This is a genomic window from Streptomyces sp. NPDC014623 (assembly GCF_043088245.1).
GTDB lineage: Bacteria > Actinomycetota > Actinomycetes > Streptomycetales > Streptomycetaceae > Streptomyces.
In genome coordinates this window covers 110678-120975 of the sequence record NZ_JBIBZU010000022.1, presented here as the reverse complement: position 1 = coordinate 120975, position 10298 = coordinate 110678, and the positions used below count along the sequence as shown (strand labels likewise).

Annotated in this window: 11 protein-coding genes; 6 read left to right on the top strand and 5 right to left on the bottom strand. The window is 70.5% G+C overall.

What is annotated here, in order from left to right; genetic code table 11:
* Positions 1-128: 128 nt before the first annotated feature.
* Positions 129-353, bottom strand: a complete 225-nt coding sequence (locus ACF1FZ_RS29140; protein ID WP_391776376.1) for a hypothetical protein — start codon at positions 351-353, stop codon at positions 129-131.
* Entirely contained in the window at positions 350-631 is a 282-nt protein-coding gene (locus ACF1FZ_RS29135; protein ID WP_391776375.1) for a hypothetical protein, read from the bottom strand. Before ACF1FZ_RS29135 ends, ACF1FZ_RS29140 begins: the two co-directional genes overlap by 4 nt.
* Before the next feature lie 175 nt (positions 632-806).
* On the opposite strand from ACF1FZ_RS29135, the gene ACF1FZ_RS29130 reads away from it, so the two are divergent.
* Positions 807-1649 (top strand): helix-turn-helix domain-containing protein, encoded by an 843-nt coding sequence (locus ACF1FZ_RS29130; protein ID WP_391776374.1) that lies wholly within the window; start codon positions 807-809, stop codon positions 1647-1649.
* Complete coding sequence (locus tag ACF1FZ_RS29125; protein WP_391776373.1) at positions 1631-1840, top strand: DUF397 domain-containing protein; 210 nt, start codon at positions 1631-1633, stop codon at positions 1838-1840. The genes ACF1FZ_RS29130 and ACF1FZ_RS29125 overlap by 19 nt, the downstream gene beginning before the upstream one ends.
* Before the next feature lie 101 nt (positions 1841-1941).
* Here ACF1FZ_RS29125 and ACF1FZ_RS29120 read toward each other — a convergent pair whose 3' ends face one another.
* Both ACF1FZ_RS29120 and ACF1FZ_RS29115 read right to left on the bottom strand, forming a co-directional pair.
* Positions 1942-2997 (bottom strand): CU044_5270 family protein, encoded by a 1056-nt coding sequence (locus ACF1FZ_RS29120; protein ID WP_391776372.1) that lies wholly within the window; start codon positions 2995-2997, stop codon positions 1942-1944.
* Positions 2994-3599 carry an RNA polymerase sigma factor gene (locus ACF1FZ_RS29115; protein WP_391776381.1) on the bottom strand — a complete coding sequence of 202 codons (606 nt, stop codon included), beginning with the start codon at positions 3597-3599 and terminating at the stop codon, positions 2994-2996. Before ACF1FZ_RS29115 ends, ACF1FZ_RS29120 begins: the two co-directional genes overlap by 4 nt.
* Positions 3600-3778: 179 nt before the next feature.
* Here ACF1FZ_RS29115 and ACF1FZ_RS29110 point away from each other — a divergent pair, with 179 nt between their 5' ends.
* The 4 genes from ACF1FZ_RS29110 to allB all read left to right on the top strand — a co-directional run bounded on the left by ACF1FZ_RS29110 (position 3779) and on the right by allB (position 8467).
* The gene (locus ACF1FZ_RS29110) at positions 3779-4396 is read left to right on the top strand and encodes a TOPRIM nucleotidyl transferase/hydrolase domain-containing protein (protein WP_391776371.1); all 618 of its coding nucleotides are present in this window, start codon (positions 3779-3781) and stop codon (positions 4394-4396) included.
* Positions 4397-4802: 406 nt separating this feature from the next.
* Positions 4803-6302, top strand: coding sequence for an NCS1 family nucleobase:cation symporter-1 (locus ACF1FZ_RS29105; RefSeq protein ID WP_391776370.1), 1500 nt, complete (start codon positions 4803-4805; stop codon positions 6300-6302).
* A 23-nt stretch (positions 6303-6325) separates the two neighbouring features.
* The gene (locus ACF1FZ_RS29100; protein WP_391776380.1) at positions 6326-7054 is read left to right on the top strand and encodes an aspartate/glutamate racemase family protein; all 729 of its coding nucleotides are present in this window, start codon (positions 6326-6328) and stop codon (positions 7052-7054) included.
* Positions 7055-7129: 75 nt separating this feature from the next.
* Positions 7130-8467, top strand: coding sequence for an allantoinase AllB (gene allB / locus ACF1FZ_RS29095; protein ID WP_391776369.1), 1338 nt, complete (start codon positions 7130-7132; stop codon positions 8465-8467).
* A 306-nt stretch (positions 8468-8773) separates the two neighbouring features.
* Here the strand turns inward: allB and ACF1FZ_RS29090 are convergent, their stop codons facing one another.
* Positions 8774-9844, bottom strand: a complete 1071-nt coding sequence (locus tag ACF1FZ_RS29090; protein ID WP_391776379.1) for a glycoside hydrolase family 43 protein — start codon at positions 9842-9844, stop codon at positions 8774-8776.
* Positions 9845-10298 lie beyond the last annotated feature (454 nt).

Here is a 10298-nt window from a genome sequence, read left to right as displayed (position 1 = left end):
GCGCCACCAGGAGGCAAGAACGACTCCAGCCGATCCCACTCCGCATTCGTCAGATCACCACGGCCCATACAGCCAGCCTGGCCCCAACACCCCACTCGCGTCAGGAGATCCGAGAAACAGTGCCTAAGTCAGATTCCGCGCCGACTCCGTGCGTTGACCTCGGCGAGCTGAGCGCTGAGCAACTCGTCCCGGTCGGCCGGTCGTACGCGGGCCGGGTCCGCGTCCCATGCGCGGCCCCCGCCGAGCGGGCGGAGCCGGACGCAGGGGCCCTGGTGGCCCGTCACCAGGCCCACCCGGCCGCTGCCGTCGTCGTGCACGGCTGTCCCGAGGGGAGGGATGTCGTCGTCTCTCACCTGGTTGCCCCGTGTCCGATCACCATGGCGAGGGCGTGCGCGACGGGGGCGGAGCAGACGCCGAGGTGGACGAGGGCGTAACGGGCCGGCCGTGCGCTGTCGTCGCCCTCCGTGTCCGGCCAGGGGGTGCGCACGTCCATCGCGGGCAGCTGGATGCCGGCACCGCTCAGCGCGGCGGCGAGGGCGTCACGCGCATCGACGGCCTCCTGGACCTTGGCCGTTGCGACGTCCCGGGGTGGCCTGCGGGGAAGAGGCGGCTTCTGCGACGCCGGCGTCATGGGTGTCTTCCTTCGGTTGTTCCTTCGCTGATTCCTCTGTCCGGCCATGTGCCCGGCGCTACGGTGCGTGAGGATTTCCTCACCAGGATGACCCGGTCGGGGCTGTGGCGCACCGGGGGCGAGGGGTGCCTCCCCGGCAGGTGAGTCATGTTCCACACGTTCCACGGAGGGTGCGATGCCGACGAGGCGGGCGGTCACGGGCCGCAGCAGGGAACCACGTGCACGGTTCGCGGAGGAGCTGCGGCATCTGCGCACCGAGCGCGGCGAAAGCCTGCGGCAACTGGGCGAGCGGCTGGGCTGGGACTGGTCACTGTTCGGGAAGATGGAGAAGGGCGAGACGGTCGGCGGCCCGGAGGTGGTGCAGGCGCTGGACCAGTACTACGGGACGCCGGGGCTGCTGCTGGCGTTGTGGGAACTGGCGATCAGCGACCAGGCGCAGTTCAAGGAGCGGTACCGGCGGTACATGGCGCTGGAGGCGGAGGCGACGAGCCTGTGGCACTTCGCGGTGAGCGTGCTGCCGGGGCTGCTGCAGACCCCGGGGTACGCGCGGGAGCTTCTGGCATCCGGCGGGTTCAGCGGGGTACGGCTGACGCAGCAGGTGGAGGCGCGGATGGGACGACGGAGCCTGCTGGAGGGAGAGGACGCGCCGCCGTTCCGGACGATCCTGTCAGAGGCGGCTCTCCGGACAGCATTGCGGAATGCGGAGGAGTGGCGGGGCCAGCTCGAGTACCTGTCCGAGATGGTGGAGCGGCCGAATCTGACGCTCCAAGTGCTGCCGCAGAACGCCGGGTTGCACGGGTTGTCGAGTACTGACGTCTGGTTTCTTCGATTGCCGGACAGTCGTACTGTGGCGTACACGGAGCACGGGTACGGAGGGGAACTCCACGAGGAAAGCATTGCGGTGGAGCGGATGCAACGTGCGTACGATGCAACGCGTGACCTGGCGCTTTCCCCAGCAGAGTCACAAAAATTCATCCTGCGCATGTTGGAGGAACTGTCGTGCGATCCATCGACCTGAGCGTCGCGACCTGGCGCAGGAGCAGTCATAGCAACCAGGACGGTGGCGCGTGCATCGAGGTCGCCGACGGCTTCGCAGCTGTCGTCCCCGTGCGTGACAGCAAGAACCCGCGCGGCCCCGTGCTCACCTTCGCGCAAGACGACTGGACGGTGTTCGTGGCCGCTGTGAAGGGTGGTCTGATGGGGGCCTGAGCCGTCGACCGCACGGGACGGCTCCCGCCGGTCAGCGGGAGCCGTCGGTGTCCGCACATGGGGGCTATGCCTTCGTGGTGCCCGGAAGGGGCTGCCGTCCCTCAGCTCTCGCGTCCGGCCCCCTGCGTGGTCACCTCCGCCGGCCGCTGTCCCGCCTCGTCGACCACGCCGTGTCCGGTCTCGGCCGAGCTGGACAGCACGGTCCCCGGCCCGCCGTACGGGGTCCGCCGGGTCAGTGTGCTGGTGGACCCGAGGAACGTGAGGTCCTCCCGGTCGAAGACCCACGCGGTGCGGATGCCGTACCGCGTGTCCTCACGGACGATGCCGATGCCCTCGCGGCCGATCGCGTCCTGGATCTTCGGGGCGTCGGTCACGCCGGGTATCCTCGCCGCGGCCCGGTACAGGGCGGCTGCGGTGTCCGGCGGCATCACCCCGCCCAGCAGGTAGCCGATCTGCTCGAACACCGCCTGATCGCGCTCGCGTTCCTCGAACCGGGGCGTCTTGGCGTACAGGTAGGTGAGCAGCTTCTCGGGATCGGTGGGCAGAGAGCTGAGCCAGCTGTAGGTGGGCCGGTTCATCCCGGCCGGGGTGCCTTCGGTGTCGCCCAACTCCGCGTTGAGGTCCGCCGCTTCCCCGTCGGTGCGGATGAGGCCCTGTTTACGGAGAGGACCCGGTTCCTGCGACAGCCATTTCTCGTAGTCCTTCAGGGGGCCGATGACCGCCGTGCCGCTGGTCAGATCGACCTCGCGGGCCTTTTTCCTGGTGTAGACGAACTGGTCGTCGCGTACGACGGGCGCATCCCGTTCCCCGGCGGCGGCGGAGATCTGATCCAGCAGCGCCGCGGCGGGCCGCATGTTCACCACGGTGTCCCGCTGCGCGGAGACGCCGTCCCGGTCGTGGCCGGTCAGGGTGATACCCGCCGCGACGGCGCAGGCCAGGGCCAGCGCGGTCACCGGCACCACGAAGCGTGGCATCCGGCGCGGTTGCGGTCTGCTCCGACCGGCCCGGTCGTTGTCGATCCGGTTCAAGAGACGTTCCTTGTGGTGAAGGTGCCGCTCCTGCGGAAGCCGCGTTTCCGCAGGGGCCGGCAGCAGACGGGCGAGTTCTTCGCGGTCGCCGCGGCTCCTCGGGGAAGCCGTGGGTGCCTTGTCCTTCATATGAGCTCCTGCCGCTCGGTCGGGGCCGACGGTACGGCCGCACTCGTAACCTCTCCGCGGGCGCCGGCGGGTTCCAGGTCTTCTTCCGCGAGACGGGCGAGCCGTCTGCGGGCGCGCGAGAGGCGCGAGCGCACGGTGCCCACGGGGACGCCCAGGGCTTCGGCCGCCTGCTGGTAGTCCAGGCCGGACCAGACGCACAGGACGAGGACTTCCCGCTCGTGGCGTCGCAGCTGTCGGAGGGCGCTCCGGACGGCGGTCAGACGCCGGGCGTCCTCGATACGGTCGACCGTGACCTGCGCGAAGTCCTTCTGGACGCGGGGCGGCGGCTGCCGTGCCTGGAACACCCGCCATCGGCGTACGCGCCGCTTGGCGTTGTCCGCCTTGTGGGTGGCGATGCCGAGCAGCCAGGGCAGGAGCGAGTCACCCCGCTCCTCGACCCGTGAGCGGCTCTGCCACGCGGTCAGGAACGTCTCGGACATGATCTCTTCGGCGGCCGACCAGTCACCGGTCAGCCGCAGCGCGTAGGTGTCCACGGCGTGGGCGCAGTCGTCGTACAGCACGGCGAACGCCTCGCGGTCGCCCGCGCGTATGCGTGCGCGCATCTGGTCATCTGTATCCCTCACGCCTGTTCCTCTCCGCGGCGCACACGTGGTTCCCGTGGCCCGCGTCACATGCGGGGGCCGGACGTGTGCGTAGGGGTCGCTCGTCGTCGGCGCCCGGGCATTCTCGCGCGGTGGAGAACCCCTGTCGTGGGGCGGGGGGAGCGGGGGAGACTCGTCCTATGGCTGACATGGACGCGTTCCGGCAAGCGGTCACCGCGTGGGCGGCCGGCGGCCCCGGTGGCCCCGCGCGCGATCTGGCCGCGCGAGTGCCGGTCCGGGCGGTCGTTCTGCTCGAAGGACCGAGTGACGCCGCCGCGGTCGATGCACTGGCCGCGAGCCGTGGCCGGGACCTGGCGGCCGAAGGGGTCTGCGTCCTGCCGATGGGCGGCGCCATGAGCATCGGCCGCTTCGCCGGCCTGCTCGGTCCGCCCGGTCTGGATCTCCGCCTCACGGGGCTGTGCGACGAGGCCGAGCGCGGTTACTACACCCGCGGCCTGGAGCGGGCGGGGGCGACGGGACAGGGCTTCTTCGTCTGTGCGGCGGATCTGGAGGACGAGCTCATCCGCGCCCTGGGCCCGGCACGGGTGGCGGAGCTCGTCGAGGCGGAGGGAGACCTGCGCCCCCTGCAGACCTTCCTGCACCAGCCGGCGCAGCGGGGCCGCACCCCCGGGCAGCGGCTACGGCGCTTCCTGGGCACGAAGAAGGGACGCAAGATCCATTACGGCCGCGTCCTGGCCGAGGCCCTCGGCCCCGGCCGTGCGCCCGAACCGCTCGACAGGCTGCTGGCCGAGGTGTGAGCAGGTGCGGCGCGAGGCCCGATACGCGGAGACGAACGCGCCGACGGAGCCGGGATCTCCCCTCCCGCATGCCCTGGGACGAGTACCGGCCGTGGGGCTCGGCGCGACGAGGTGCCCTGCGGAACCGGCGGCTCCCCCCGCACCGCCGGCATGGCGGCACGGGCATCTGGCCTCGGGTGTCGCCCATCCCGTGCAGGTGCTGTGTTCACGTCGAAGTCGCCCGTCCGTAACCCTTGACGCCGGCCTTCGGAGAAAACTACGTTTTGGTTTGCGGAAATCAACTTCCACTTGGTGGAAACCTTTGAAACCTCTCTCGGTCGCCAGGGCCCGCGGTGTGCAGCCTTCTCCGAAGTAGGCCATCCACAGGCCTCGTTGCGACCCCTAGCGAATACTCGAGGGCCGATCGATGACTGCTGTGGAGGACCGGCCGCCCGGGACGGCCACCCGGGCCGACGGGGACACCGGAGCCACCAGCTCCGTCCTGTACACCTATGACCTGGCCCCGACGAAGAAACAGGGACGCCGCTGGGGCGCGTACAACGTCTTCACGCTCTGGGCCAACGACGTCCACAGTCTCGGTAACTACGCCTTCGCCCTCGGCCTCTTCGCGCTCGGGCTCAACGTGTGGGGCATCCTGGCGGCCTTCGCGCTCGCGTCGGTGCTGCTCTTCCTGCTGCTGACGCTGTCCGGGTTCATGGGGCACAAGACGGGCGTCCCCTTCCCGGTCATGAGCCGCATCGCCTTCGGCATCAGGGGGGCGAAGATACCGGCCGCCGTCCGTGGCGTCGTCGCCATCGCCTGGTTCGGCATCCAGACCTACCTCGCCTCCGCCGTCCTGAGCGCCCTCCTCATCGCGATGTTCCCCGGGCTCCGCACCATGGACTCGAACTCCCTGCTCGGCCAGTCGGCCCTCGGCTGGATCTCCTTCCTCTCCCTGTGGGCTCTGCAGCTCCTCATCGTGAGCTACGGAATGCAGATGATCCGGAGGTACATGGCCTTCGCCGCGCCCACGACCCTGATCACCATGCTCGCCCTCGCGGTCTGGATGTTCGTACGCGCGGACGCCTCGATCTCCCTCTCCGTCGACGCGCCGCTCACCGGTGGAGCCATGTGGCTGCAGATCCTCCAGGCCGCCGCGCTGTGGGTGGTGATCTACGGGACGTTCGTGCTGAACTTCTGCGACTTCACCCGGTCGGCGAAGAGCCGTGGGTCGATCGTCCGCGGCAACGTCATCGGCATCCCGCTGAACATGCTCTTCTTCGCCGTCATCGTGGTGGCCCTCAGCGGGGCGCAGTTCAAGCTGGACGGGCACGTCGTCACCAGCCCCACGGACATCGTCCGGACCATCCCGAACATGTTCCTCCTGGCGACGGCCTCGCTCGCGCTCATCGCCCTGACCGTCGCGGTGAACCTGCTGGCCAACTTCGTCGCGCCGATCTACGCGCTCATCGACCTCTTCCCGCGCCGGCTGGACTTCCGCCGGGCGGGCGTGGTGAGCGCTGTCGCCGGGCTGGCGATCCTGCCGTGGAACCTCTACAACAGCCCGGTCGTCGTGAACTACTTCCTCGGCGGGCTCGGTGCCCTCCTCGGGCCGCTCTTCGGTGTGATCATGGCGGACTACTGGCTGCTGCGGAAGTCCAGGATCAACGTCCCCGACCTCTACAGCGAGGACCCGCGGGGCGAGTACCACTACAGCCGGGGCTTCAACCCCCGTGCCGTCGCCGCCTTCGTCCCCAGCGCCGCGGTCGCCGTCGTCGTCGCCCTCGTGCCCTTCTTCCACGCCGCGGCCGGCTTCTCCTGGTTCGTGGGCGCCTTCCTCGCCGCCGTGCTGTACGCGATCACCGCGGACCGCGCCGCGCAGATCCGGGACGTGGACGGCGAGGCCATCGCCGTCGCCGCCGAATGAACCGCCGAACCGAAGGCCGTACCTTGCGCATCCTCGTCGTCAACGTCAACACCACACAGTCCATCACCGACACGATCGGCGAGCAGGCGGCCGGTGCCGCGTCGCCCGGTACCGAGATCGTCCCGCTGACGCCCGTCTTCGGGGCGGAGTCCGTCGAGGGCAACTACGAGAGCTACCTCGCCGCCATCGCCGTGATGGAGACGGTGCGCGCCTACCCGGAGCCGTTCGACGCCGTGATCCAGGCCGGTTACGGCGAGCACGGCCGCGAAGGGCTGCAGGAACTCCTCGACGTACCGGTCGTCGACATCACCGAGGCGGCCGCGAGCACCGCCCAGTTCCTCGGCCGCAGCTACTCCGTCGTCACCAGCCTCGACCGTACGGTCCCGCTCATCGAGGAGCGCCTCCACGCCGCCGGCCTGAGCGCGCGCTGCGCCTCCGTACGGGCCAGCGGACTCGCCGTGCTGGATCTGGAACGCGACGAGAAGGCGGCTGTCGACGCGATCGTCGAACAGGCGGCGCAGGCCGTGGAGGCCGACCGGGCGGAGGTCATCTGCCTGGGCTGCGGCGGCATGTCCGGCCTCACCGAACGTGTCGTCGAACGCACCGGGGTCCCCGTCGTCGACGGCGTCAGCGCCGCGGTGACGATCGCCGAGTCCCTCGTCCGGCTCGGGCTGACCACCTCCAAGGTGCGCACCTATGCGCCGCCGCGTCCCAAGCGGTTCGTCAACTGGCCGCCCCGGCAGGCGGACTGACGTACCTCGCGCAGGAGGCGTGGGCCGGACCCCGGTCCCGCACGAAGAACAGGCTCAGAAAGAGGAGGGGCATCCGTGCCCGACGTACAGCTGGTGTTGCGTTCGACGCGTGTCATCACCCCCGAGGGGACGCGTCCCGCGTCGATCGCCGTCTCCGGCGGAACCATCGCCGCGGTGCTGCCGTACGACGCCGGGGTGCCGGGCGGTGCCCGGCTGGAGGACGTCGGTGACCACGTCGTCCTGCCCGGACTCGTCGACACCCACGTCCATGTGAACGACCCCGGCCGCACCGAGTGGGAGGGCTTCTGGACCGCCACCCGTGCGGCGGCCGCCGGTGGCATCACCACCCTCCTCGACATGCCGCTGAACTCGCTGCCGCCGACCACCACGGTCGAGCACCTGCGGATCAAACAGGAGGTCGCCCGCGCCAAGGCGCACATCGACGTCGGTTTCTGGGGCGGCGCGCTGCCCGGCAACGTCAAGGACCTGCGTCCGCTGCACGACGCCGGTGTCCACGGCTTCAAGTGCTTCCTCTCACCCTCCGGCGTGGACGAGTTCCCCGAACTCGACCAGGAGCAGCTGGCGAACTCCCTCGCGGAGATCACCGGTTTCGGCGGCCTGATGATCGTGCACGCGGAGGACCCGCACCACCTGGCCGCGGCCCCGCAGCGGAGCGGCGGGAAGTACGCGGACTTCCTCGCGTCCCGGCCCCGCGACGCCGAGAACACGGCGATCGGGAACCTGATCGCCCAGGCCCGCCGGCTGAACGCCCGCGTCCACGTGCTGCATCTGTCCTCCTCGGGCGCACTGCCGCTGATCGCCGCCGCCAAGGCGGAGGGCATCCGGATCACGGTCGAGTCGTGCCCGCACTTCCTCACCCTCACCGCCGAAGAAGTCCCGGACGGTGCCACCGAGTTCAAGTGCTGCCCGCCGATCCGCGAGGCCGCCAACCAGGACGCCCTGTGGGAGGGGCTCGCCGACGGGACGATCGACTGCGTCGTCTCCGACCACTCGCCCTCCACCGCCGACCTCAAGACCCCCGACTTCGCCTCCGCCTGGGGCGGCATCTCCTCACTGCAGCTCGGCCTGCCCGCCATCTGGACCGAGGCGCGCCGCCGTGGCCACAGCCTGGAGGACGTCGTCCGCTGGATGTCCGCCGGGCCCGCGCGCCTTGCGGGCCTGGAGCGGAAGGGCGCGATCGAGACAGGCCGGGACGCCGACTTCGCGGTCCTGGACCCCGAGGCGGCCTTCACCGTCGACCCCGCCGAGCTGGAGCACCGTAACCGGGTCACCGCCTACGCCGGCAGGACCCTGCACGGGGTCGTCACCTCCAGCTGGCTGCGCGGCGAGCGCATCTTCGACCGCGGTGCTTTCACCGCGCCCAGCGGCCGCCTCCTCGACAGGAACGGCTGAGAGAACCGCGGGGCCGGCCCGCCCTCAGCCGGTGGCCGCCGCCCGCGTCCACGCGGGCGGCCTGCCCGGGCCGTCCCCGGGACCGGACTCGTCGGACGAAGAGGGCCGCACGGCGGCGGCCGGACAGAGCCGCCGCCGTGCGGCCCGGCGGGAGCCGGACGCCTTCCGCCGGGCCTGGGGAGGTCCGTGGCGTTCCGGCCGCCCCGGCCACACCTTTTCCGGCGAGTACAGGGCGGCCGGGGACCGGGTGCCCAGGCCGCCGTCCCGGGTGCTGCGGGTGCCTGCCCGGCAACGGCCTCGTCCGTGTCACTCGAAGAACTTGAGGCTCCAGCCGGTGCTGGTTCCGGCGCCCGGGACGTTCGCACGGCTGTAGGTGATGTCGCCCCACCAGCTGAACGTGCCCGTGTACCAGTGCCGGTTGGCCCACGAGTACGGCGTCCCCTTCGCGACCGCGTGGAACATCAGCGGGAACCGCGGGCCGGCCGGCGGGCTCGTACCGATGTCGCCGTCGAGCAGGACGAAGCTGTGGTGGCCGGGTCCGTCGACGTACAGCGTGGGATCCCAGCCGGACATCATCGTCGCGCGGTTGGAGCCGAACAGGCAGCCGTTCGACTTGTACCAGTCCCAGACGTACGTCGGGTCGCCGCCGGACCGGAGCCTCAGGTCCGCCAGGCAGTACTGGTCGCTCCAGCTGCCGTTGGCGGAGTACACGATGTGCAGCTGTCCGTTCGGGTCCTTGATCGCCTCGGGTGCCTCGTTGATGAACGGGTTGCCGACCACCCGCTCCCAGCCCTCCCGGGGCTGGGAGATGACGTACCGCGCGCCGGTCGGTGTGGTCGGGCTGCTCATCCTGGTGATGTAGAGGTTCTGCTCGACGTCGGTGTCGCCGGCCCAGCCGGACCAGACGAACCAGCGCTGCCCTTCGAAGGTGAACATGGTGCCGTCGATGGCCCACTTGTCGTCGGCGAGCGCGAGCTTCGTCTCGGCGGTGTACCCGCTGTCGGGTGCGGCCGAGCTGATGACGTACATCCGGTGCGCCGCACCCCGCCCGGCCGCGAAGTAGATGTAGTAACGGCCGCCGTCCCTCACGATCTCCGGGGCCCAGACCTCGCCGCGGCCCCGGGTGTCGGACCAGACCTGGCGAGCGGGCGCCGAAGCCAGGGCAGCCGTCGACGCGGCCTGTCGTACGGCGATGCCGCCACCGGCCGACTGCACCGAGACGTACGTGCCGCCTACGCGGAGCACGCTGGGATCAGCGGCCCGGAGACCGGTCCGGTCCGCCCGCGCGGGCTCGGCCGAAGAGAGGGACACCGCCGCGGCGAGCAAGGCGGAGAGAGCGAAGGCGACGCTACCGGAAAGGCGGCGGGAGAACTTCATCATCCTGCTCCATGGTCGGCCTCCGGGCCGCTGAGAGGAGGCGGCCGGGCGGAGGCAGGGGCTGTTCAGGATCATGGCGGAGACCGGTCGCGGGGGCGGCGCAGCAGCCTCGGAACCCGTTTCCGGCCTACATGTACATCGATGAAAAGAGCGCTCCCACAGCATCGTAATTTATCCTGTGCATGTCAATGAGTGCGGCTCGCGGCTTTCCTGCCGCGCCCCGTCGGCCCGGCGCCCCGGGGGCGGATCCGGAATCGACAAGTGTCATGAACCTTGTCAGTTCAGGGGCGGGCGCTCTATGGTCTCGGACAGAAAGCGCTTTCCCCTTCTGGGTCCGGTCCGGTGGAAGCGTCCCTCGCGACAGCCGTCGTGCCGGACGCGCACGAGCCGCCACCGGTCTCGCCCAGGGCTTCATCCGGGCCGTCAGCCGCTGTTGCGGCCTTCGGCTCCGCAC